At 70.6% G+C, this 23202-nt stretch carries 21 protein-coding genes; 8 read left to right on the forward strand and 13 right to left on the reverse strand.

All coding sequences use genetic code 11. From position 1 onward, the window contains the following. Nucleotides 1-89: 89 nt before the first annotated feature. Together ACWEK3_RS39215 and sodN are read right to left on the reverse strand one after the other, a co-directional pair. The gene (locus ACWEK3_RS39215) at nt 90-500 is read right to left on the reverse strand and encodes a helix-turn-helix transcriptional regulator (RefSeq protein WP_450539268.1); all 411 of its coding nucleotides are present in this window, start codon (nt 498-500) and stop codon (nt 90-92) included. A gap of 156 nt (nt 501-656) precedes the next feature. Further along, nucleotides 657-1052: a superoxide dismutase, Ni gene (gene sodN, locus ACWEK3_RS39220; RefSeq protein ID WP_069765939.1), complete on the reverse strand. Its 396-nt coding sequence runs from the start codon at nt 1050-1052 to the stop codon at nt 657-659. 146 nt (nt 1053-1198) lie between these two features. Here sodN and sodX point away from each other — a divergent pair, with 146 nt between their 5' ends. Continuing rightward, complete coding sequence (gene sodX / locus ACWEK3_RS39225; protein WP_361414533.1) at nt 1199-1633, forward strand: nickel-type superoxide dismutase maturation protease; 435 nt, start codon at nt 1199-1201, stop codon at nt 1631-1633. On the opposite strand, the gene ACWEK3_RS39230 is transcribed toward sodX, so the two are convergent. After that, on the reverse strand, nt 1537-2166 hold the full coding sequence (locus ACWEK3_RS39230; protein WP_361414535.1) for a CGNR zinc finger domain-containing protein: 630 nt from the start codon (nt 2164-2166) through the stop codon (nt 1537-1539). The two genes, sodX and ACWEK3_RS39230, sit on opposite strands and share 97 nt — an antisense overlap. Nucleotides 2167-2265: 99 nt before the next feature. Between ACWEK3_RS39230 and ACWEK3_RS39235 the strand changes: the two genes are divergently transcribed. Further along, entirely contained in the window at nt 2266-3042 is a 777-nt protein-coding gene (locus tag ACWEK3_RS39235; RefSeq protein WP_453251945.1) for a class I SAM-dependent methyltransferase, read from the forward strand. Between the two features lie 80 nt (nt 3043-3122). Here ACWEK3_RS39235 and ACWEK3_RS39240 read toward each other — a convergent pair whose 3' ends face one another. The 3 genes from ACWEK3_RS39240 to ACWEK3_RS39250 are packed head-to-tail and all read right to left on the reverse strand — an operon-like array spanning nt 3123 to nt 5853. Continuing rightward, the gene (locus ACWEK3_RS39240) at nt 3123-3875 is read right to left on the reverse strand and encodes an amino acid ABC transporter ATP-binding protein (protein ID WP_361414620.1); all 753 of its coding nucleotides are present in this window, start codon (nt 3873-3875) and stop codon (nt 3123-3125) included. Nucleotides 3876-3925: 50 nt separating this feature from the next. Further along, nucleotides 3926-4861 carry an amino acid ABC transporter permease gene (locus ACWEK3_RS39245; protein WP_390875831.1) on the reverse strand — a complete coding sequence of 312 codons (936 nt, stop codon included), beginning with the start codon at nt 4859-4861 and terminating at the stop codon, nt 3926-3928. A 32-nt stretch (nt 4862-4893) separates the two neighbouring features. Beyond that, a complete protein-coding gene (locus tag ACWEK3_RS39250; RefSeq protein ID WP_450539273.1) occupies nt 4894-5853 on the reverse strand; it encodes an ABC transporter substrate-binding protein in 960 nt (319 codons plus the stop codon). A 549-nt stretch (nt 5854-6402) separates the two neighbouring features. Here ACWEK3_RS39250 and ACWEK3_RS39255 point away from each other — a divergent pair. The 4 genes from ACWEK3_RS39255 to ACWEK3_RS39270 all read left to right on the forward strand — a co-directional run bounded on the left by ACWEK3_RS39255 (nt 6403) and on the right by ACWEK3_RS39270 (nt 9669). Beyond that, nucleotides 6403-7626 (forward strand): NAD(P)-dependent malic enzyme, encoded by a 1224-nt coding sequence (locus tag ACWEK3_RS39255; RefSeq protein ID WP_450539274.1) that lies wholly within the window; start codon nt 6403-6405, stop codon nt 7624-7626. 142 nt (nt 7627-7768) lie between these two features. Beyond that, nucleotides 7769-8734 (forward strand): zinc-binding dehydrogenase, encoded by a 966-nt coding sequence (locus ACWEK3_RS39260; protein WP_453251946.1) that lies wholly within the window; start codon nt 7769-7771, stop codon nt 8732-8734. A gap of 159 nt (nt 8735-8893) precedes the next feature. Further along, entirely contained in the window at nt 8894-9103 is a 210-nt protein-coding gene (locus ACWEK3_RS39265) for a helix-turn-helix domain-containing protein (protein WP_018571396.1), read from the forward strand. After that, nucleotides 9103-9669, forward strand: coding sequence for a Clp protease N-terminal domain-containing protein (locus ACWEK3_RS39270; protein WP_450539277.1), 567 nt, complete (start codon nt 9103-9105; stop codon nt 9667-9669). The genes ACWEK3_RS39265 and ACWEK3_RS39270 overlap by 1 nt, the downstream gene beginning before the upstream one ends. 39 nt (nt 9670-9708) lie before the next feature. On the opposite strand, the gene ACWEK3_RS39275 is transcribed toward ACWEK3_RS39270, so the two are convergent. From ACWEK3_RS39275 to ACWEK3_RS39305, 7 genes are all read right to left on the reverse strand, one after another. After that, a complete protein-coding gene (locus tag ACWEK3_RS39275; protein WP_453251947.1) occupies nt 9709-10707 on the reverse strand; it encodes a helix-turn-helix transcriptional regulator in 999 nt (332 codons plus the stop codon). A 1-nt stretch (nt 10708) separates the two neighbouring features. Then, complete coding sequence (locus ACWEK3_RS39280; protein ID WP_453251948.1) at nt 10709-11614, reverse strand: DUF4097 family beta strand repeat-containing protein; 906 nt, start codon at nt 11612-11614, stop codon at nt 10709-10711. 173 nt (nt 11615-11787) lie between these two features. Then, nucleotides 11788-11967, reverse strand: coding sequence for a DUF6104 family protein (locus tag ACWEK3_RS39285; RefSeq protein ID WP_003992906.1), 180 nt, complete (start codon nt 11965-11967; stop codon nt 11788-11790). 86 nt (nt 11968-12053) lie between these two features. After that, nucleotides 12054-15869: a multifunctional oxoglutarate decarboxylase/oxoglutarate dehydrogenase thiamine pyrophosphate-binding subunit/dihydrolipoyllysine-residue succinyltransferase subunit gene (locus tag ACWEK3_RS39290; protein WP_453251949.1), complete on the reverse strand. Its 3816-nt coding sequence runs from the start codon at nt 15867-15869 to the stop codon at nt 12054-12056. Nucleotides 15870-16151: 282 nt separating this feature from the next. Then, entirely contained in the window at nt 16152-17258 is a 1107-nt protein-coding gene (locus tag ACWEK3_RS39295; protein WP_390875825.1) for a HAMP domain-containing sensor histidine kinase, read from the reverse strand. Then, on the reverse strand, nt 17255-17992 hold the full coding sequence (locus ACWEK3_RS39300) for a response regulator transcription factor (protein ID WP_361414557.1): 738 nt from the start codon (nt 17990-17992) through the stop codon (nt 17255-17257). Before ACWEK3_RS39300 ends, ACWEK3_RS39295 begins: the two co-directional genes overlap by 4 nt. Nucleotides 17993-18114: 122 nt before the next feature. Further along, nucleotides 18115-18792 (reverse strand): spermine/spermidine synthase domain-containing protein, encoded by a 678-nt coding sequence (locus ACWEK3_RS39305; RefSeq protein ID WP_365431038.1) that lies wholly within the window; start codon nt 18790-18792, stop codon nt 18115-18117. A gap of 256 nt (nt 18793-19048) precedes the next feature. Between ACWEK3_RS39305 and ACWEK3_RS39310 the strand changes: the two genes are divergently transcribed. Together ACWEK3_RS39310 and lon are read left to right on the forward strand one after the other, a co-directional pair. After that, nucleotides 19049-19945 (forward strand): rhomboid-like protein, encoded by an 897-nt coding sequence (locus ACWEK3_RS39310; protein WP_453251950.1) that lies wholly within the window; start codon nt 19049-19051, stop codon nt 19943-19945. A gap of 184 nt (nt 19946-20129) precedes the next feature. Continuing rightward, nucleotides 20130-22562 carry an endopeptidase La gene (gene lon / locus ACWEK3_RS39315; protein ID WP_453251951.1) on the forward strand — a complete coding sequence of 811 codons (2433 nt, stop codon included), beginning with the start codon at nt 20130-20132 and terminating at the stop codon, nt 22560-22562. Nucleotides 22563-23202 lie beyond the last annotated feature (640 nt).

Consider the following 23202-nt stretch of genomic DNA (forward strand, 5'->3'; position numbering starts at 1 on the left):
GACAACGCGGCGTGGGGGTACCCCCGGCCGAAGGCTGGGGGAGTGCCGTGCCGGGCGTCGCGAGCCGGTGAACCTTTCCGGTCGCAGCACTAGGGCGCGGGTGGCGGTCCCGCTCGCCTGGGGCGGGTGAAGGTCCGGACCACGCAGGCCGGGATCACGGCCCCGTCGTCGTGCGACCGCGCCCGGTAGGCGCTCGGGGTCTCGCCGACGATTTCGGTGAACCGCGAGCTGAAGGATCCCAGCGACGTACAGCCCACCGCCAGGCACACCTCCGTCACGCTCATGTCCCCCTGCCTGAGCAGCGCCTTCGCCCGCTCGATACGCCGCGTCATCAGGTACCCGTACGGCGTTTCCCCGTACTCGGCCCGGAAACTGCGCTGGAAGTGCCCCGGCGACATCAGCGCGGTCCGCGCGAGCGCGGCCACGTCCAGCGGCTCGGCGTACTCACGGTCCATACGGTCACGGGCCCGCCGCAGCCGCACCAGGTCCTCGGGCGTCACTCCGCCAGCATGCCACGCCGGCCGCCGGCCACGTGGGCGGGAGAAAAAGACCGCACCCGGGCCGCATGGACGCCGTGTTCGGCGGTCTGCGGGCCGGGTGCGGACCGGGTGACCGAGCGGTCGAGGAGACCGCGGGTCGGAAAACGTGATCGAAGGTCAGGCCTTCTTGGTCTCCCAGAAGATCTTGTCGATTTGGGCGATGTAGTCCAGCGCCTTCTGGCCCGTGGCCGGGTCGGTCGAGGCCTTGGCGGCGGAGAGGGCCTTCAGCGTGTCGTTGACCAGCTGGTGGAGCTCCGGGTACTTCTCGAAGTGCGGGGGCTTGAAGTAGTCGCTCCACAGCACGGAGACGTGGTGCTTGGCCAGTTCGGCGCGCTGCTCCTTGATGACAGTGGCACGCGTCTGGAAGTGCGGGTCGTCGTTCGCGGCCATCTTCTCCTGGACGGCCTTCACCGACTCCGCCTCGATGCGGGCCTGGGCCGGGTCGTACACACCGCAGGGAAGGTCGCAGTGCGCGCTGACCTTGACCTTGGGGGCAAACAGGCGGGAAAGCATGGAGCCATCCTTCCTCGTGATCGTCTTCTCAGGTGGGACATTACTCCCTGCCAGGTGTGTTTTCGCGAGTGCCCCCTAGGGCTTAGGACAAAAGTCCGGGGTGAGACTGAGACTGGTGGAGGAACGTGACCGGGGAGGTGCCGGGGATGCCGGAGCTGTCGCAGGAGACCGAGCGCAGGGGCGCCGTACTGCCCTTCGGGCTGGCCGAGGTGACCGGGCCGTCCATGGTGCCCACGCTGCATCACGGGGACCGGCTCGTGGTGCAGTACGGCGCCCGGATCCGGCCCGGTGACGTGGTGGTCCTGCGGCATCCGTTCCAGCAGGACCTGCTGGTCGTCAAGCGCGCCTCGGAGCGGCGCGACAGCGGCTGGTGGGTGCTGGGCGACAACGCGTACGCGGGCGGGGACAGCACCGACTACGGGGCCGTGCCCGAGGATCTGGTCCTGGGCAGGGTGCGGTTCCGCTACCGGCCGCGCAGACGTGCTCAGCGCTCGCCGCTGGCGCTGGTGCGCTGGGCGCTGTCGGCGGCCCGGCCCGTGTTCACCGACCGGTCGGCCTCCAGGCGCTTGCGGGCTCGGTAGGCGGCGACGTTCGCGCGGGTCGCGCAGCGGTCGGAGCAGTAGCGGCGCGAGCGGTTGGTGGAGGTGTCCAGGTAGGCGTTGCGGCACGGCGCGGCCTCGCACAGGCCGAGGCGGTCGACGCCGTACTCCGTGAGGTGGAAGGCCAGCCCCATCGCCGCTATCGCCGCGTAGCCGGCGGTCGCGTTGGACGGGTGGTCCGCCAGGTGCATGTGCCACAGCGGGCGGCCGTCGTCGTCCCGGTGGTCGTGTCCCGAGATCTGCGGGCTCACCGGGAACTCCAGCAGCAGGGAGTTCAGCAGGGCCACCGCGAGCGTCTCGTCGCCCTGGTCGGCCGCCTCGAAGACCGAGCGCAGCCGGCCCCGCACCGAGCGGAAGCGCGTGACATCGGCGTCGGTGGCGCGGCGGGCCGCCGAGGAGTTGGCGCCGAACAGGTCCCGGATCGCGTCGACCGAGGTCAGAGTGTCCTTGCCCCGGGCCGGTTCCTCGCTGTTGACGAGCCGTACGGCGTAATCCGAGTAATAGGCCAGTTCCACTTGTAGTCCTTACGGAGGCGCTCTATGGTCGAGGGAGCGGTCGGGTAACAGCCGGCTGGCCTTCAAGGGTATTACGTGACGTGGGCAGGGAGGGCTGCGATGACGGACACGAGGACGGGCATCACCGCGGAGGGGGCCGACTGGGCCGCCTGGCAGGAGAGCTGGGACCGCCAGCAGGAGTGGTACATGCCCGACCGCGAGGAACGCTTCCGCATCATGCTCGACATGGTCGAGGCGCTCGTCGGCACCGCCCCGCGCGTCCTGGACCTCGCCTGCGGCACCGGCAGCATCACCGCCCGGCTGCTCGCCCGCTTCCCCGGGGCCACCAGCACCGGCGTCGACCTCGACCCGGCGCTGCTCGCCATCGCGCGCGGCTCCTTCGACGGCGACGACCGGGTCTCCTTCGTGACCGCGGACCTCAAGGACCCCGACTGGCCGGCGAGGCTGCCGTACGACTCCTACGACGCCGTCCTGACCGCCACGGCCCTGCACTGGCTGCACAGCGAACCTCTCGCCGCCCTCTACGGCCGGGTCGCGGAACTCGTCCGCGACGGTGGTGTCTTCATGAACGCGGACCACATGATCGACGAGACCACTCCCAGGATCAACGCGGCCGAACGCGCCCAGCGGCACGCGCGCATGGAACAGGCCAAGCGGGCCGGCGCCCTGGACTGGGCCGAGTGGTGGCAGCTGGCCGCCAAGGACCCGGTCCTGGCCGAACCGACGGCCCGCCGCTTCGAGATCTACGGCGAGCACGCCGACGGGCACATGCCGTCCGCCGCCTGGCACGCGCGCGTACTGCGCGACCAGGGCTTCACGGAGGCCCGCCCGGTGTGGTGCTCGCCGTCGGACACGCTGCTGCTCGCCCTCAAGTAGGGCTCCCGCGCATCGCACGCGGGAGGGGCGGTACGGGATCCATCCCGTACCGCCCCTCGTCCGTTCTCGTGCCTGCCCTGCTACAGCACCTTCGACAGGAACGACTGCGTGCGCTCGTGCTGCGGGTTCGTCAGGACCTCGCGCGGATGGCCGGATTCCACCACCACGCCCTCGTCCATGAAGACCAGGCTGTCGCCCACCTCGCGGGCGAAGCCCATCTCGTGGGTGACGACGACCATCGTCATGCCGGACTCGGCGAGGTCGCGCATGACGTCGAGGACGTCACCGACCAGCTCCGGGTCGAGCGCCGAGGTCGGCTCGTCGAACAGCATGAGCTTGGGGTCCATGGCCAGGGCGCGGGCGATCGCCACCCGCTGCTGCTGGCCGCCGGAGAGCTGCGAGGGGTAGTGCCCCGCGCGGTCGGCCAGGCCCACGCGCTCCAGCAGCTGCACGGCCCGGTCCCTGGCCTCGCTCTTGTTCACGCCCTTGACCTGGACCGGCGCCTCGATGACGTTCTCCAGGGCGGTCATGTGCGGGAACAGGTTGAAGCGCTGGAAGACCATGCCGATGTCCCGGCGCTTCAAGGCGACCTCGCGGTCGCGCAGCTCGTACAGCTTGTCGCCCTGCTGGCGGTAGCCGACGAGCTCGCCGTCGACGTACAGCCGGCCCGCGTTGACCTTCTCCAGATGGTTGATGCAGCGCAGGAACGTCGACTTGCCGGAGCCGGAGGGGCCGATGAGGCAGAACACCTCGCCGGGCCTGACCTCCAGGTCGATGCCCTTGAGCACCTCCACCTGGCCGAAGGACTTGTGGACGCCCTCGGCCTTCACCATCGCGACGCCGGCGTCGCGCACGGTGGTGTCCTGCTTGGTGAGCTTGTCGGTCATGCCGTGACCTTCCTGCTGGAGAAGGACGTCAGGTGTGCCCTGACCTTCTGCCACGGCGTCGGCGGCAGGCTGCGGCTGGAGCCGCGGGCGTAGTACCGCTCGATGTAGTACTGGCCGACGCTCAGCACCGAGGTCATGATCAGGTACCAGGCGGCGGCGAGGAAGTACATCTCCACCGGGGCGCCGGAGACCTGGCCGATGTCCTGGGCGTAGCGGAACAACTCCGAGAACTGGACGGCCGCCACGAGCGAGGTCGTCTTCAGCATGTTGATGACCTCGTTGCCGGTCGGCGGCACGATCACCCGCATGGCCTGCGGGATGACGATCCGGCGCAGGGTCTTGGAGTGGCTCATGCCCAGCGCGTGGGCGGCCTCCGTCTGGCCCTCGTCGACGGCGAGCAGACCGGCGCGGCAGATCTCCGCCATGTACGCCGCCTCGTTCAGACCCAGGCCGAGCAGCGCCGTCAGGAGCGGCGTCATGAAGTTCGACCAGTAGTCCTTGTAGAACGGCATCAGGTTGATGTACTCGAAGACCAGGCCCAGGTTGAACCACAGGAACAGCTGGACCAGGACCGGGGTGCCGCGGAAGAACCAGATGTAGAACCAGGCGATGGACGAGGTCACCGGGTTCTTCGACAGGCGCATCACCGCCAGGATGATGCCGCCGACGATGCCGATCACCATCGACAGGACCGTCAGCAGGAGGGTCTTGCCGACGCCGGTGATGATCCGGTCGTCGAAGAAGTAGTCCGGAACCGCGTGCCAGTTGATCTTGCCCTGGCCGAACGCGTAGATGATCGCGACCAGAATCGCGATCGCGACGGCGGCGGTGAGGTACCGCCCGTAGTGCCGGACCGGAATGGCCCTGATGGCCTGCGGTCCGGCCGGGGGTGTGTCCTTGGTCCCCGCCGTCTTGTCGATGTCAGCAGTCACGGGTGTCGCCTCTCAGCGGCTGCTCGGCGCGGTCACTTGCCGCCATTGATGACGGATTCCTTCACGGCACCGTCCTGGGCGCCCCACTTCTCCAGGATCTTCTCGTACTCGCCGTTCTGGATGATCGCGTTCACCGCGGCCTGGAGCGCGTCGCGCAGCTGGGTGTTCGACTTGCTGACGGCGATGCCGTACGGGGCCGCCTGGACCTGCGGGCCGACGACCTCGAAGTCGTTGCCGCCGCCGGAGGTCTTCACCGCGTACGCGGCGACCGGGAAGTCGGAGGAGACCGCGTCCGCGCCGCCCGAGCGCAGACGGGTCTGGGCCTGCTGGTCGTCGTCGAACGGCTCGATGGTGAGCTTCTTGTTGGCCGGGCACTTCTTCGCCTCGGCCTTCGCGAGGTCCTCCGAGACGGTGCCGCGCTCCAGCGCGATCTTCTTCCCGCACAGGTCGGACCAGCTGTTGATGCCCTTGGTGTCGCCCTTGCGGGTGTAGATCGAGACACCGGCCGTCAGGTAGTCGACGAAGTCGACGCCCTCGCCGACCTTCTTGCCCGTGCTCGGGTCGATGCCCTCCTGACGGCTCTTGTTGTCCGTCATGGCCGACATCGCGATGTCGTAGCGGTTGGACCGCAGACCGGTGAGCAGGGCGTCGAAGGTGCCGTTCTCGAACTCGAAGGTCACCCCGAGCTGCTTGCCCAGGGCGGCCGCGACGTCGGGGTCGAGGCCGACGATGTTGCCGGACTTGTCCTTGAACTCGACCGGCGCGTACGCGATGTCGGAGCCGACCTTGATGGTGCCCTTTTCGCGGATCTGGGCCGGGAGCTTGTCGGCCAGCGGGGCCGTCTTCGCCGAGCCGCTGCCCGACGGCTCCTTCTTGTCCTTGGTCTGGTCACCGCAGCCGGTGAGGATCAGGGCGCCGGTGACCACGATCGCACCGACCGCAGCTAGCCGGGAGTGCGCGGCGGTCGTACGACGGGTGGAGCGTGCGGTCATTGTGGTTCCTCCGGCTGATGGATGGAGCTGCCGACGGGGCGACGAGAACACACACCTTCGGGTGTTGCGACCTCGTGTGATTGACCGCATCTTGCCATTGGGGCTGGGCCAATCAGGGGAGTCGCCATGTCAAAATCGGATAACGGGTGATCCCCGAACCACGCGGAGCGGCTTCGGCGAAGCCGGACCATCTGCGGGAATGCCTTCTTTCGGCCGGAAGATCTTCGGCCTGTCTCAGGATGCGGTCCGCCGGGACATGATGTTTGAGTGCAGTTGCGGCTTTGTCGGGCAATCGACGACGAGTTGTCCCCATATTGGGCCAAGTGCCGCGCCTCCGTCATGTGACCTTGACGTTATGGACTCGTCGTTGACGCCGGTCGTCCGGTAAGAAGGTTCTTTACACCCCTCATCCGGGGCTCAGAGCGCGTGTGCGGCGCGCCCGTCGCGTAGGGGACCGAAGGCATCACTCACGGTCCGTGCGCGGTCCCGCCCGTTCCTCACCAGGAGCGGCAACCCTCAAACCATGAACACTTTAAGGGGTAAAACGAAGTGGCAGCGGAGATCGTCAATCCTCGCAGCGACAGCGGTACGGATCAGGACGGCGGGGCTGAGCCGCTCGATTCCTTCGATCCGGCCTTCGCGCTGCACCGCGGCGGCAAGATGGCCGTGCAGGCCACCGTGCCCGTCCGCGACAAGGACGACCTGTCCCTGGCGTACACGCCCGGCGTCGCGCGCGTGTGCTCCGCCATCGCGGAGCAGCCGGAGCTGGTCCACGACTACACGTGGAAGTCGTCCGTGGTCGCCGTCGTGACCGACGGCACGGCCGTACTGGGGCTCGGTGACATCGGCCCCGAAGCCTCCCTCCCGGTGATGGAGGGCAAGGCGATCCTGTTCAAGCAGTTCGGCGGCGTGGACGCGGTGCCGATCGCGCTGAACTGCACCGACGTCGACGAGATCGTCGAGACCGTGGTGCGCCTCGCGCCGTCCTTCGGTGGCGTGAACCTGGAGGACATCTCGGCCCCCCGGTGCTTCGAGATCGAGCGCAGGCTCCAGGAGCGTCTGGACATCCCGGTCTTCCACGACGACCAGCACGGCACGGCGGTCGTGACCCTCGCGGCGCTGCGCAACGCGGCCCGGCTGAGCGGGCGGGCGATCGGGGACCTGCGGGCCGTCATCTCGGGCGCGGGCGCGGCCGGTGTGGCCATCGCCAAGATGCTGATCGAGGCCGGTATCGGCGATGTCGCGGTCGCCGACCGCAAGGGCGTGGTGTCGGCCGACCGCACGGACCTGACGCAGGTCAAGCGCGAGGTGGCCGAGTTCACCAACAAGGCCGGCATCAGCGGTTCCCTGGAGGACGCGCTGGCCGGCGCCGACGTCTTCATCGGCGTCTCCGGCGGCACGGTGCCGGAGAAGGCCGTGGCGTCGATGGCCGAGGGCGCGTTCGTGTTCGCCATGGCCAACCCGAACCCCGAGGTGCACCCCGAGGTCGCGCACAAGTACGCGGCGGTCGTGGCGACCGGACGCTCGGACTTCCCCAACCAGATCAACAACGTTCTGGCCTTCCCCGGCATCTTCGCGGGCGCGCTCCAGGTGCGGGCGTCCCGGATCACCGAGGGAATGAAGATCGCGGCGGCCGAGGCGCTCGCCGGGGTCGTCGGGGACGACCTCGCCGCCGACTACGTGATCCCCTCGCCCTTCGACGAGCGGGTGGCCCCGGCGGTGACCGCGGCGGTGGCCGCCGCGGCCCGTGCCGAAGGCGTGGCGCGTCGCTGAGCCGACCCGAACGGCCCCGTCCCCCGAGGACGGGGCCGTTTCTTTTTCTCCTCCTGCCCGGTGCTCTCCTGCGTGGCAAGAGGGTGAGCGTCACAGAGACGCGTGGTTCCGTCGGCCGGGGCGCGCCCCTATGGTCAAGGTCATGTTCGCTGTCTACGCCGCCCGAATCGACCGCGACCAGCCGCTGAGCGGCCTGGAGTCGGGGGAGCGCCCCGCCCCCGAGGTCCGACCCGGCTGGAGCACGGTCAACGTCAGGGCCGCCTCGCTGAACCACCACGACCTCTGGTCGCTGAGGGGGGTGGGGCTGTCCGAGGACAAGCTGCCCATGATCCTCGGCTGCGACGCCGCCGGCGTCGACGAGGACGGCAACGAGGTCGTCCTGCACTCCGTGATCGGACAGAGCGGGTACGGGGTCGCGCCCGGGGAGCCCCGGTCCATCCTCACCGAGCGCTACCAGGGCACCTTCGCCGAACAGGTGGCCGTGCCGACCTGGAACGTCCTGCCCAAGCCCAAGGAACTCTCCTTCGAGGAGGCCGCCTGCCTGCCCACGGCCTGGCTCACGGCGTACCGCATGCTCTTCACCAACGCGGGCGTGCGTCCCGGCGACTCCGTACTCGTCCAGGGAGCCGGCGGCGGTGTCGCCACGGCCGCGATCGTGCTCGGCAAGGCGGCCGGGCTGCGGGTGTTCGCCACCAGCCGGGACGAGGCCAAGCGCAGGCGCGCGGTGGAGCTGGGCGCCGTGGCGGCGCTGGAGCCGGGGGCGCGGCTGCCGCAGCGGGTGGACGCGGTGATCGAGACCGTCGGCGCGGCCACCTGGTCGCATTCGGTCAAGTCGCTGCGGCCCGGCGGCGCGATCGTCATCTCCGGGGCCACGAGCGGCGACCGGCCGTCCCACGCCGAGCTGACCCGCATCTTCTTCCTGGAGCTGAAGGTCGTCGGCTCGACCATGGGCACCAAGGACGAACTGGAGGACCTGCTGTCCTTCTGCGCTGCCACCGGGGTCCGTCCCGTCATCGACGAGGTGCTGCCGCTCGACCGGGCCCGCGAGGGCTTCGAGCGGCTGGAGTCGGGCGGCCACTTCGGCAAGGTCGTGCTCACCAACTCCTGACTCTCGCCACCTGTTCTCCGAACGGCGAGCCCGGGCGTCTTCCGGGCCCGCCGTTCGTCTGCCCGCGCCCCAGGCGTCTCCGGCCGCTCGGATGTCTCCGACCCCCGGATGTGTCAACCATGGTTGACGGCTGTCGAGGTGTCAATGTAGGTTGACAGCATGACCGAAGCAACGGATCTCGCCGAGCGCGCCGGCGACCGCGATCCCCGAGTCGGACTGCGGGCCGTCGCCGCGCTGCGCCGGCTGCTCGAGCAGCTGGAGGCGGTACAGGTGCGCAGTGCGCGCAACCAGGGCTGGTCGTGGCAGGAGATCGCCGCCGAGCTCGGAGTGAGCAGGCAGGCCGTGCACAAGAAGTACGGGAGGCAGTGATGTTCGAACGGTTCACGAAGGACGCCCGGGCCGTGGTGCGGGGTGCGGTGGAGTACGCCGAGGACGCGGGAGCGCAGTCTGTGGACGCCGAGCACCTGCTGCTCGCCCTGCTCGACCGCGAGGGCAGCCGTGGGGCCTTCGCGCTGGCGACGCTGGGGCTCGACGAGCGCGGGGAGCCCGTGCGGCAGGCGCTGCACGACGCGCGGCGGCGCGCGGGCCTGTCCCGGGCCGACACCGACGCCCTCGCGGGCCTGGGCATCGACGTCTCCGAGATCGTCTCCCGGGTGGAGGAGGCGCACGGTGTCGGGGCGATGTCCGGTGACCGGCAGGGCAAGGGTGCCTGGCCGGGCCGCCGCGCCTTCGGCCGGAGCGCCAAGGACACGCTCGAGAAGGCCCTGCGCTCGGCGGTGGCCCACCACGACCGGCACATCGGCGACGAGCACATCCTGCTCGCCCTGACCGTCCGCCCGGGCGTGCCCGCCGAGGCCCTGGCCGACCACGGCGTGACGTACGAGTCGGTGACCCGCGTGCTGTACGGCGGGGGACAGGCACGGGCGGCCGGTTGAGTCGAGGGGCGGCCGCCCGAGTGGGCCGGCGGGCGGCCGTCAGACCTTCGGGCGGTGCAGGAGCGAGGCGATATGGGCCGCCGCCGTGGACAGATGGCGGCGGGTCTCACGGAGCTGGTCGGCGGTGATGCCGTTGTCCCGGGCCGTGTCGCGGATGTCGTCGCGGAAGCGGTCCAGCAGGCGGTCCAGGTCGCGGGCCGGGTCGCCGGTGATGTCCTCGTGCGCCCAGGCCGGTTCATAGTCGGCCGGGAAGTCCTCCGGGGTCGTGGAGTACTCGGGGCGGGCCGTGGTGCGGCCGACGTAGTCCTTGCCGAAGTCGCCGAACTCCTTGGCCAGTTCGGTCAGGCCCTCACGCACCCCCGTGGGCCAGTCGCCCCGGTTGAAGTGGTCCTGCACCTGCTCCTGGACCCGCTTGGCGATGCGCTGCAACTCCTCCTGAGCCTGAGTCCGCGCCCGCTCCTGCGCCTCCTTGGCCTGCCGCCGGGCCCGCTGGGCCTCGTCGCGCGCCCTGCGGCTCTCCTCCTTCGCGCGCCGCGCCTGCTCCTTCCACTCCTGCTTGACGCGCCGCATCTCCTCCTTGGCGGCCTGCCAGGACTCCTTGTCGTCGGCCTTGACGTGCTCTCCGTGCTCTCCGTGTTCCCCGGCGCCCTCCCGGGCCTGGGACGCCGCCACGCGCATCTCGCGCCGCAGATCGCCCGCGGCACCGCGCACATCGGCGCGGATCTCCGCGGCGAGTTCGGCGACGGACTCGCGGATCTCCAGCTCCAGGTCGGCCAGTTCACCACTGCGGTCGGCCAGTTCGGCGCGGCCCGCGTCCGTGATCGCGTACACCTTGCGGCCGCCCTCGGTGGTGTGCGTGACCAAGCCCTCGGCCTCCAGCTTGGCCAGCCGCGGATACACCGTGCCCGCCGAGGGGGCGTACAGGCCCTGGAAGCGCTCCTCCAGCAGCCGGATCACCTCGTAGCCGTGGCGCGGGGCCTCGTCGAGCAGCTTGAGCAGGTAGAGGCGCAGGCGGCCGTGGGCGAAGACGGGAGGCATGTCAGAGCACCTTCTTGTCGGTCGTGCCGTTGCCGGTACCGCCGCTGGAATCCCCGGCCGGGCGGGCGTCCCGCGGCTCCGCCTCCCACGGTCCGTCCTCCGCCGGCGGGCGCCGCAGCAGCGCGATGGAGCCGGAGACGGTGGTCGCCTTCAGCCGGCCGTTGCCCGCTCCGAGGCGGCCGGTGATCCGCTTGGCGCCCCACTGGCCGCCGACCTTGAGGTCCTCGAAGGCGTTGGACACCGTCCCGCTCGCGGTGTTGGCGTCCACCTGAGCGTCCGCCGGGTGGGGGAGCCGGATGGCGATCTCGCCGGAGACGCTGGTCAGGCTCACGTCGGTGGGGCCGCCCGTCGGGTCGAGGTCGACGATCATCGACCCGCTCACCGAGTCCGCTTTGACCGAGGGACCGGCGCCGTCGACCACCGTCAGGTCGCCCGAGACCGAGTTGAACCGCAGATCACCGGAGAGGGCCTGCGCCTCCACGTTCCCCGACACGGTGTCCGCGCGCACCGGGCCCGTCAGGCCCACCAGGGTGGTGTCCCCGGAGACGCCCTTGACCTCCGCGCGTCCGTCGATCCCCGAGACCGTCGCGCCGGCACCGACCACGCCCAGCTCCACGCGCGCGCTCGCCGGAACGGCCACGGAGACCACGGCGCTGCGCCGCCAGCCCGTGCTGTCCAGCCACTTGAGGAAGCCCTTCCAGGGCAGGTCCTCGTACGCCACCGTCAGCGTCCCGCCCTGCTGGGTGACGACCAGGGGCGGCCCCTCGATCTCCGAGACCTCCAGGCGGGCCGGGCCCTCGTCGGCACCCACGACGTTCACCGTTCCGTGCACGATGCGGACGTTGAGTGCGGTCACCGGCTCGTCGAAGGTGAGCTTCCTGGGCTCACCGACGGACCATTCGGACATGGTGCAGACCTCCCCGGACGGGACGCGACACGCCATATCGCGTCGCCTGCTAACCACGATATATCGCGTTCACGGGAAGTCAAGACACTCGTTCCGGTGAGGCGGGGGCAGGTCCCCTGAAAAGCGAACAGGGCGCCCCAAGGGGGCGCCCCGCACCGAACGGACGTCGGTCCCTACTCGTCGTCCTCGTCGTCCAGCCGGGCCAGCCACGTCGCCAGTCGCTCCACCGGCACCTCGAAGTCCGGATTCAGGTCGACGAAGGTCCGCAGCTGCTCGGCCAGCCACTCGAAGGTGACCTCCTCCTCGCCCCGCCGCTTCTCCAGCTCTTCGATGCCACGGTCTGTGAAGTACATGTGGTCAAGGATAGGTGCGCCGAAATGGCCGGGCCGCACCCCCGTTCAGGGGGTGCGGCCCGGTCAGGTACGGCTCGCGGGAGCGGTTACGCCTCGAACACCTCGCGCACGAGCTGCTCCTGCTCCGCCTGGTGCCGCTTCGCGGAACCGACGGCCGGGGAGGAGCTGTGCGGACGGGAGATGCGGCGCAGGCGCTCGCCGGCCGGGATGTCCGCGCCGACCGCCAGGTCCAGGTGGTCGATGAGGTTCAGGGCGATGAACGGCCACGCACCCTGGTTCGCCGGCTCCTCCTGGGCCCACAGGTACTTCTCCGCGTTCGGGTACTTGGCGATCTCCGCCTGGAGCTCGGCACCCGGCAGCGGGTACAGCCGCTCGAGGCGGATAATCGCCGTCTCGGCAGCCGCAGCGTCCGTCACGCCCCGCTTGCGGCGCTCGGCGTCCAGGTCGTAGTAGACCTTGCCCGCGGTGAAGACGACCTTCTTCACGGCCGCCGGGTCCACCGACGCGTCGCCGATGACCGGACGGAACTGGCCCGTGGTGAACTCCTCCGCCTTCGACGCCGCGGCCTTCAGGCGCAGCATCGACTTCGGGGTGAAGACGACCAGCGGCTTGTGGTGCGGGTTGTGCACCTGCCACCGCAGGAGGTGGAAGTAGCTCGACGGCAGGGTCGGCATCGCGACCGTCATGTTGTTCTGCGCGCAGAGCTGGAGGAACCGCTCCGGGCGGGCGGAGGAGTGGTCCGGGCCCTGGCCCTCGTAGCCGTGCGGCAGGAGCAGGGTGACGCCGGAGGTCTGGCCCCACTTCTGCTCGGCGGAGGAGATGAACTCGTCCACCACCGTCTGGGCGCCGTTGGTGAAGTCGCCGAACTGGGCCTCCCACATCACCAGCGCGTCCGGGCGGGCCAGCGAGTAGCCGTATTCGAAGCCCATCGCCGCGTACTCGGACAGCAGCGAGTCGTAGACGTTGTACCGGGCCTGGTCCTCGGACAGGTACAGCAGCGGGGTGAAGTCCTCGCCCGTCTCACGGTCGATGATCACCGCGTGCCGCTGGCCGAAGGTGCCGCGGCGGGAGTCCTGGCCGGACAGCCGGACCGGGACGCCCTCCAGGAGCAGCGAGCCGATGGCGAGGGTCTCGCCCATGCCCCAGTCGATCGTGCCGTCCTCGACCATCGCCGCCCGGCGCTGGAGCTGCGGCAGCAGCCGCGGGTGGACGGTGATGTGGTCGGGGATGTTGACCTGGGACTCGGCGATGCGCTTGACGACCTCGGCGGAGACGGCCGTGGACACCGCGACCGGGAAGCCGTCCTGCGGCGCCTGGACGTCCCCCGAGGCCGGCTGGGAGGTGGCCTCGCGGACCTCGGTGAAGACCTTCTCCAGCTGGCCCTGGTAGTCCTGGAGCGCCTGCTCGGCCTCTTCCAGGGTGATGTCGCCCCGGCCGATCAGCGACTCGGTGTAGAGCTTGCGCACCGAGCGCTTCTTGTCGATCAGGTCGTACATCAGCGGCTGGGTGAAGGCCGGGTTGTCCGACTCGTTGTGACCGCGGCGGCGGTAGCAGATGAGGTCGATCACCACGTCCTTGTTGAACGCCTGGCGGAACTCGAAGGCCAGCCGCGCCACGCGGACCACGGCCTCCGGGTCGTCGCCGTTCACGTGGAAGATCGGGGCCTCGATCATCCTCGCCACGTCCGTCGCGTACATGGACGAACGCGAGGACTCCGGGGCGGCCGTGAAGCCGACCTGGTTGTTGATGACGATGTGGACCGTGCCGCCGGTGCGGTAGCCGCGCAGCTGCGACATGTTCAGGGTCTCGGCCACCACGCCCTGGCCCGCGAAGGCCGCGTCGCCGTGGATGGCCACCGGCAGGACCGTGAAGTCCGTGCCGCCCTTGTTGATGATGTCCTGCTTGGCGCGGGAGACGCCCTCCAGGACCGGGTCCACCGCCTCCAGGTGGGAGGGGTTGGCCACCAGCGAGACGTTGATCTGCTCGCCGTCCAGGCCGGTGAAGGTGCCCTCGGCGCCCAGGTGGTACTTCACGTCGCCGGAGCCGTGCATCGACTTCGGGTCGAGGTTGCCCTCGAACTCGCGGAAGATCTGCGCGTACGACTTGCCGACGATGTTGGCCAGGACGTTGAGGCGGCCGCGGTGGGCCATGCCGATGACGACCTCGTCCAGGCGGGACTCGGCCGCCGAGTCGATGACCGCGTCAAGCAGCGGGATGACGGACTCGCCGCCCTCCAGGGAGAACCGCTTCTGGCCGACGTACTTCGTCTGCAGGAAGGTCTCGAAGGCCTCGGCCGCGTTCAGCCGGCGCAGGACGCGCAGCTGCTCCTCGCGCTCCGGCTTGGAGTGCGGGCGCTCCACACGGTCCTGGATCCACTTGCGCTGCCTGGGGTCCTGGATGTGCATGAACTCGATGCCGACCGTGCGGCAGTACGAGTCGCGCAGCACGCCGAGGATGTCGCGCAGCTTCATCAGCGTCTTGCCGGCGAAGCCGCCGACCGCGAAGTCGCGCTCCAGGTCCCACAGGGTGAGCCCGTGCTCGGTGATGTCCAGGTCGGGGTGCTTGCGCTGCTGGTACTCCAGCGGGTCGGTGTCGGCCATGACGTGGCCGCGGACCCGGTAGGAGTGGATCAGCTCGAAGACGCGGGCGGCCTTCGTGACGTCGTCGTCGTGCGAGGCGTCGATGTCCTTGAGCCAGCGGACCGGCTCGTAGGGGATGCGCAGCGACTTGAAGATGTCGTCGTAGAAGTCGTGCTCGCCGAGCAGCAGGTTGGCGACGGCGCGCAGGAACTCGCCGGAGGCGGCGCCCTGGATCACCCGGTGGTCGTAGGTCGACGTGAGCGTCATGACCTTGGAGATGCCGAGCTTGTTCAGGGTGTCCTGGGAGGTGCCCTGGAACTCCGCCGGGTAGTCCATGGAGCCGACGCCCATGATCACCGACTGGCCGGGCATCAGCCGCGGCACGGAGTGGACCGTGCCGAGACCGCCGGGGTTGGTGAGGGAGACGGTGACGCCGGTGAAGTCGTCCATCGTCAGCTTGTTGTCGCGGGCGCGACGGACGATGTCCTCGTAGGCCTGCCAGAACTCGAAGAAGTTCAGCGTCTCGGCCTTCTTGATGGCGGCCACGACGAGCTGGCGGTCGCCGTTGGGCTTGACCAGGTCGATGGCCAGACCGAGGTTGACGTGGTCCGGCTTGACCAGGGTGGGCTTGCCGTCCTTCTGGGCGAAGGACCAGTTCATCGACGGCATCTGCTTGATGGCCTGGACCATCGCGTAGCCGATGATGTGCGTGAAGGAGATCTTCCCGCCGCGGGCCCGCTTGAGGTGGTTGTTGATGACGATGCGGTTGTCGAACAGCAGCTTCACCGGGACGGCGCGCACGGACGTGGCCGTGGGCAGCTCCAGCGAGGCGTTCATGTTCTTCGCGACCGCGGCGGAGGGGCCACGCAGCGTGACGAACTCCGGACCCCCGGGTGCCTCTGCGGCGGGCTCGGCCTTGGCGGCGGGCTTCGCCGGCGCCGGGGCCTGAGCGGCGGGCTTCGCGGGAGCCGGAGCGGCTGCCGCGGGCCGGGGCGCGGCCGGGGGCTGCGCGGGAGCGACCGGCGCGGCGGCGGCCTGCGGAGCGGGCCGAGCCGGGGCGGCGGGCGCCGCCTGAGCCGTGGTGGTGGTCTCCGCGGCCCCCGCGGCCGCGGTACCCGCCGGAGCCTGCGGGGCGGCGGCCCCGGGCCTGTAGTCGGCGAAGAAGTCCCACCAGGCGCGGTCTACGGAGTTCGGGTCCTGGAGGTACTGCTGATAGATCTCGTCGACGAGCCACTCGTTGGCACCGAACGCGGCCGCGGGGTTCTTCCCGGCTTGGTCGGTGTCGGTCGAGATGCTCGAGTTACTGGGGGACTGTGGCGACACGGCGGCAACCGCCCTCTTCCGCTTCACAAGAATGATGGACAGCGGGAATAAAGGCTACGCCCCTGAAGGGGGGAAGGTCAGGTCGGGCCGCTCCTTCGTCATGTAAGTCACATCAAAACCCGGGTTTCGGGGCTTGAAATGGCGGGAAACAAGCGTAGTTCCGCTGCGCCAGGGAAGGGGGGACCCGGGCCTGACCCCTGTGGGATGCAGGCCCCGGCCTGATCACACGTGTCCGCCTGCGCGGATGCTCGTGGATCTTGGGGTTCGTGATCGAACTTTACGTCAACTTGGCAAAGAGGGCAGGCCCGGAAGGGTGACGAGGATCCGGCAGCCCCGCTCGGATTCGGCCACCCCGATCCGGCCGCCGTGCAGATCCACCGCCCAGCGGGCGATCGCCAGGCCGAGTCCGGTGCCGCCGTCGCTGCCCGGGCCGTGCGGCCGGTTCACCGAGCCCCGGTTGAAGCGCTCGAAGACGCGGTGCCACTCCGAGCGCGGGATGCCGGGCCCCTCGTCCAGAACCTCCAGCTCCAGCGACTGAGGCTGCGGGCCGCGCCGCGCCTTCACCGTCACGCGCCCGTGCGGCGGGCTGTGCTTGACCGCGTTGTCGATCAGGTTGGCGACCACCTGGTGGATGCGCTCGGGGTCGGCGTGCGCGGTCAGGTCGGGCGGAAAGACGTCCAGGTGCAGATGGACGTCCGTACGGCTGTGGCTGCCGGAGTCGGAGGCGATGCCCGCGCGGGCCGAGGCGACCATGTTGGCCTCCTTCAGCACGCCCGACAGGTAGGGCCACACCTCGAAGCGGCGCAGTTTCAGCGGCACCACGCCGTTGTCGAGGCGGGACAGGTCCAGCAGCGTCTCCACCAGCCGGCCGAGCCGCTCGGTCTGCTTCAGCGCCGTGCGCATGGTCTCGGGGTCGGCCTCGGTGACCCCGTCGACGATGTTCTCCAGCACCGCGCGCAGGCCCGCGATGGGCGTGCGCAGCTCGTGCGAGACGTTCGCCACCAGCTCCTTGCGCTGGCGGTCCTGGGCCGCCAGCTCGTCGGCCATGCGGTTGATCGTCTGGGCCAGGTCGCCCAGCTCGTCCCGGCGGTTCTCGCGCACCCGGCGCGTGTAGTCGCCGTGCGAGATGGAGCGGGCCACCGTGTTCATCTCGTCCAGCGGCGCGGTGAGCGAGTGCGCCACGAACTGCGTGATGAGCAGTGTGGCGATCATCGAGAAGACCGTGATGAAGCGCAGCTCGGTCGCCGTGCGCACCGCGATCATCAGCAGACCGGTGGTGATCAGCACAGATATGACGACCAGCGCGCCCAGCTTGGTCTTGATCGAGAACGGGCGCACGCCACCCCAGGGCTCGCCCTGGTCCCTCCGTGCGGCCGGCCCGTCGCTCACGGTGTCGGTGTCTCCAGCGCGTAGCCCACGCCGTGCACCGTGCGGATCCGCTCGGCGCCGATCTTCCGGCGCAGCGCCTTGATGTGGCTGTCCACGGTCCGGGTGCCGGAGGCGTCCGCCCAGTCCCACACCTCCGCCAGCAGCTGCTCGCGCGAGAGCACCGCGCGCGGGGTGTTCGCCAGGCAGACCAGGAGGTCGAACTCGGTCGGGGTGAGGTGGACGTCCTCGCCGCGCACGCGCACCCGGCGCTGCGCGTGGTCGATCTCCAGCTCGCCCAGGCGCAGGATGCCGCTGCGCGGGGTCGCCGCGGCCAGCGCGGCCCGCTCCATGCGGCGCAGCAGCACGTGCACGCGTGCGGCCAGCTCCCGCATAGAGAACGGCTTGGTCATGTAGTCGTCCGCGCCGACCCCGAGGCCGACCAGCATGTCGGTCTCGTCGTCGCGTGCGGTGAGCATCATCACCGGCACCGGGCGCTGGGCCTGCACGCGGCGGCAGACCTCCAGGCCGTCGAAGCCGGGCAGCATGATGTCGAGGATCAGCAGGTCGGGCTGCCAGGCCTCGGCGGTGTCCACGGCGGCCGGCCCGTCGCCCGCGGTCTGCACGAGGAATCCCTCGGCGCGCAGGCGGGTGGCGATGGCATCCATGATGGTCGGGTCGTCCTCGACCACCAGGACCCGGCGCTGGGCGCCCGGGGTGGCCGTCGTGCCGTTGTGCGCGGTGTGTGTCTGCTCCATCGCCCGCCCCTGAGTGTGCTTTCCGGAATCAGTGGGGTGATTCCTTGACTGCGCGTAGTTGCGATTGACGCTTGAATGATCGGCGCCAAGGGAGCAGCGTACGGGGACTCCCCACACCTTTGCTATCCAGGTAGGACCGCGAGATGCACGACGTCCGGAACGCCCCGGGCAACGGGGACCTCTTCGGTGCGCACCTGTCGGAATCCGACATTCCGCAAGGTTCCTTCAAATTCCGCAGATGGCTTCGCGGACCACACGGCGAGTACCCCGCCCGGCTTCAACGCCCTTGCGCAGCTTGTCAGTCCGGCCTGTCCGTACAGCTCCTGGTTGTCCTCGGTGACCGTCCAGTCGGGGCCGTTGTCGATGTCCAGGCACAGCGCGTCGAACGTGTCGGATGTCTCATTGACGTACGCGATCAGGTCTCCTTCGACGATCTCGGTGCGCGGGTCGGCCAGCGCGCCGGCGGTCAGCTCGGCGAGGGGGCCGCCGCGGTGCCAGTCGATGATCGCGCGTTCGCGTTCGACAACGGTGATCCGTCCCCAGTGCGGGTCCGCCGCGGCGTGCGCGAGTGAGAAGCCGACGCCGAGGCCGCCGATCAGGACGCTCGGTGCCCGCCGCTCCGGCAGCGCGGTGAGCGCCGCGTCGACCAGGAGGCGCTCGGAACGCCCGTCGGAGGTGTCCATCAGGAAGCAGCCGTTGGCGATGATCTGCAGCAGCGCCCCGTGCCGGCGCAGCACGACCTCGCCGTGGGGGCCCTCGCGGCGGTCCAGCACCTCGGGGGCGTCGTACGAGCCGGTCATGGGGTCATCCTGCCCCAACGGACGCGTACGGCCACATGAATTAGGGGTGACACCCGTGTGCGAGCGCGTCACGGGCCTCGCCCGTCTGCGGGGTTGCCGGGGCCGCTGGGGTCGCTGGGGTCGCTGGGTCGATTGGGGTCGTTGGGGTCGCCGGGAACCTAATAGGTTGCTGAGAATTGTTGCGAGGGTGGCGTCGGTCATGGACAGGGGCGCCCGGCACACGAAGTGTGGAGCGCGACGGAAGGAGTGCCGCACCGTGGAACGGACCGCGACGGCCGGCCCCTCGGGCCCGCCGGCACAGTCGGGTCGCCCCCTGGCTCCGGATGCCGCCGTGGACGAGGGTGCGGACGGGGGCGCGGACGCGGCCGTGGCCGGCGTTCCGGTGCAGGTGTCGCAGGCGCTGTACGGGATGCCGCAGCAGCGGGCGCGCGGCGCCGTCCGGGGAGGCGGGCGCGCGGAACCGGCCCGCTCGGCGCAGCCCGCCGCGGGAATCAGGGGGCTGCGCGGTCTGCGTCCCTGGCGGCTGCTGCCCAGCCTCACCGGCACCCCCTTCACCTTCGGGTACGCGGCGCTGCTGGCCGTCACCTCGCTCGTCGCCCGGTACGCCGATCCCGCGGTGGTGGACGCCCTGTACCAGAGCTCCAGCACGGATGTCGCCCACCTCGTGCGGGCGCCCCTGCTGGTGCTGCCGGCCAGCGCGCTGTGGATCGCGGGCGGCGTCGTGTCGGCGTACTCCCTGTGCTTCCTGCTGGTGCTCACCGCGCTGGAACGCCGGATAGGCGGTCTGCGCACCGCCGGCGTGTTCCTGTTCGGGCACGTGCTGGCCACCCTCGCCACCGAGGTCCCCGTCGGGCTCGCGGTGCTCGCGGGCCGCCTGCCGGGCAGTTCGGTGCACCGCCTCGACTACGGCATCAGCTTCGGCGTCGCGGCCAGTCTCGGCGCCCTGGCCGGCCTGCTCACGCCCTGGCTGCGCTGGCCCCTGCTCGCCGTGTTCGTGGGCATGCTGGCCCAGGACCTGGTCGCGTTCGACGATCCGATGACGAGCTGCGGCCATCTGATCGCGGTGGGGCTCGGCGTGGCGACGTGGCCGGTGATACGGCGCTGGCGGCGGATGCGCCTCGCGGAGGCGGGTGCCGCGCCCGGGACGGCCTGAGCCTCTTGAGGCTCCCTGCCTTCTCTCCTCTGTATCCCTTGTCTCCTTTCTTTCTCCTTCCTTTCTGCCTGTGTGTGCTGTTTGTGGATGCCCGATCGCTCAGAGCGAACAGATGCCGGGGAACAATCGACCGGCGTCGTGCATTGAGTCGGCATAGCTCAACTTGACTGCCGAAGGGGAGATCATGGCTGCTGAGTCCACTGCCTTCACACCGCTCACCCTGCCTGTGCTGCCGCTCGACGACGAGGTCGTACTGCCCGGGATGGTGGTTCCGCTCGACCTGAGCGACGCCGAGGTACGGGCCGCGGTGGAGGCCGCGCAGGCCGCCGCGCGGGACGAGCCCGGCAAGCCCAGGGTGCTGCTGGTGCCCCGGGTCGAGGGGACGTACGCCAGGACCGGTGTGCTGGGCACGGTCGAGCAGGTGGGCCGGCTGGCCGACGGTGACCCGGGCGCGCTCATCCGCGGTCGCGGACGTGTGCGGATCGGCGCCGGGACCACCGGTCCTGGCGCGGCGCTGTGGGTCGAGGGGACCCGGATCGAGGAGAACCTGCCCGAGCCGCTGCCCGGCCAGGTCGCCGAACTGGTGAAGGAGTACAAGGCGCTCGCCACCGCCTGGCTGCGCAAGCGCGGCGCTTGGCAGGTGGTCGACCGCGTGCAGGCCATCGACGACGTCTCCGCGCTCGCCGACAACTCCGGCTACTCGCCCTTCCTGACCACCGAGCAGAAGGTCGAGCTGCTGGAGACCGCCGACCCTGTGGCCCGTCTCAAGCTCGCCACCCAGCAGCTGCGCGACCACCTCGCCGAGCAGGACGTGGCCGAGTCCATCGCCAAGGACGTCCAGGAGGGCGTCGACAAGCAGCAGCGCGAGTTCCTGCTGCGGCGCCAGCTGGAGGCCGTCCGCAAGGAGCTGCGCGAGCTGAACGGCGAGAGCGACGGCGAGGAGTCCGACGACTACCGCGCCCGCGTCGAGGCCGCCGACCTGCCCGAGAAGGTCCGGGAGGCCGCGCTCAAGGAGGTCGACAAGCTGGAGCGCGCCTCCGACGCGTCCCCCGAGGGCTCCTGGATCCGCACCTGGCTCGACACGATCCTCGACATGCCGTGGAACGAGCGAACCGATGACAGTGCTTCCGCCTACGACATCCAGGGCGCCAAGGCGGTCCTGGACGCCGAGCACGCGGGTCTGGAGGACGTGAAGGAGCGGATCACCGAGTACCTGGCGGTGCGCAAGCGGCGCGGCGACCGGGGCCTGGGAGTGATCGGCGGGCGGCGCGGCGGTGCCGTGCTCGCGCTCGTCGGGCCGCCCGGTGTGGGAAAGACCAGCCTCGGCGAGTCCGTCGCCCACGCGATGGGACGGAAGTTCGTGCGCGTCGCCCTGGGCGGCGTCCGCGACGAGGCCGAGATCCGCGGCCACCGGCGTACGTACGTCGGCGCGCTGCCCGGGCGGATCGTGCGCGCCGTCAAGGAGGCCGGGTCGATGAACCCGGTGGTCCTGCTGGACGAGATCGACAAGGTGGGTTCCGACTTCCGCGGGGACCCGGCCGCGGCCCTGCTCGAAGTCCTGGACCCGGCGCAGAACCACACCTTCCGGGACCACTACCTGGAGGTGGAGCTGGACCTGTCCGACGTTGTCTTCCTGGCCACGGCCAACGTCCTGGAGGCGATCCCGGAGGCGCTGGCCGACCGGATGGAGATCGTGCGCCTGGACGGCTACACCGAGGACGAGAAGGTCGTCATCGCGCGCGACCACCTGCTTCCGCGCCAGCTGGAGCGGACGGGCCTGCGCCGGGACGAGGTGACGATCGAGGAGGGCGCGCTGCGCAGGCTCGCCGGCGAGTACACGCGCGAGGCGGGTGTGCGCACCCTGGAGCGGTCCATCGCACGGCTGCTGCGCAAGATCGCGGCGCAGCACGAACTGGGCGAGCGGGAGCTGCCGTTCACCGTCACGGACGGTGAGCTGCGGGGGCTGATCGGCCGTCCGCACCACGTTCCGGAGTCCGCCCAGGACCCGGCCGAGCGACGTACGTCCGTCCCGGGCGTGGCGACGGGCCTCGCGGTGACCGGGGCCGGCGGCGACGTCCTCTTCGTCGAGGCGTCCCTGGCGGACCCGGAGACGGGCGCGGCCGGGCTGACCCTGACCGGTCAGCTGGGCGACGTGATGAAGGAGTCCGCGCAGATCGCGCTGAGCTTCCTGCGCAGCCACGGCGCGGAACTGGAGCTGCCCGTGGGCGATCTGAAGGACCGGGGTGTGCACATCCACTTCCCGGCGGGCGCGGTGCCGAAGGACGGTCCGAGCGCGGGCATCACGATGACGACCGCGCTCGCCTCGCTCCTGTCCGGCCGCCTGGTCCGCACGGACGTGGCGATGACCGGCGAGGTCTCGCTGACCGGGCGTGTCCTGCCCATCGGTGGCGTCAAGCAGAAGCTGCTCGCCGCCCATCGCGCGGGTGTGACGACGGTGGTCATCCCCAAGCGGAACGAGCCCGACCTGGACGACGTACCGGCGGAGGTGCTGGACAAGCTCGACGTCCACGCTGTCACCGACGTCCGCCAGGTCCTGGAACTGGCCCTGACCCCCGCGACGAACGGCGCGTCACCGGAGATCCCGGCCGCCGCGTAGCGCTGCCGCGCGGTGAGCGGTTCGTTGGGGCGCGGGGTTCGGCCGGGGCTTTCCCGTCCGAACCCCGCGCCCGGGGCGCAAGTACGGCCCACCTCGGCTCGCCGGGCCGGCAGGCGCCGCCCGCTCGGCTCCGGTCGCAGCACTAGCGACAGGCCACCGCAGCCGGTGCGGGAGGCCTGGCCGGGGCGACCGGACGGCGAGCGCGGCGAGCCTCTGACTGTGTGGCCACGCCCCGGGGCTCCCGGCCGTATGGCTGCGTCCCCGGGGTTTCCGCTTGTCACCCCTGGGGCTCCCGGCGATGCTGCCGTCGCCGGGGCTCCGGTCGAGACGTTGCGCCCCGGGGCGGCGGCGGTTTCGTGGGGTTCCGGGGCGCGCCCGGTGTGGGCCGCCGCGCTTGCGCCGGGGGCGCCCCGGGCCCCGGTCGGGGCGACTCCCTGCCCCGGCCGGGGAGTTGGGGGCTAGTGCCGCGACGGGCAACGTTCACCCCGTCGCGACGCCCGGCACGCCCTCTCGCCGCACCGGCCGAAAGCCCAAGTACGTCCAGAACGAGGACTTCCGGCCGGCACTCCCCCAAGCTCTTCGAGCAGGGGGTACCCCCAGAGCACGCACCGGACGCCGCTCCTTCACGGGCAAACGTTGC

The sequence above is a fragment of the Streptomyces sp. NPDC004721 genome (genome assembly GCF_053601495.1).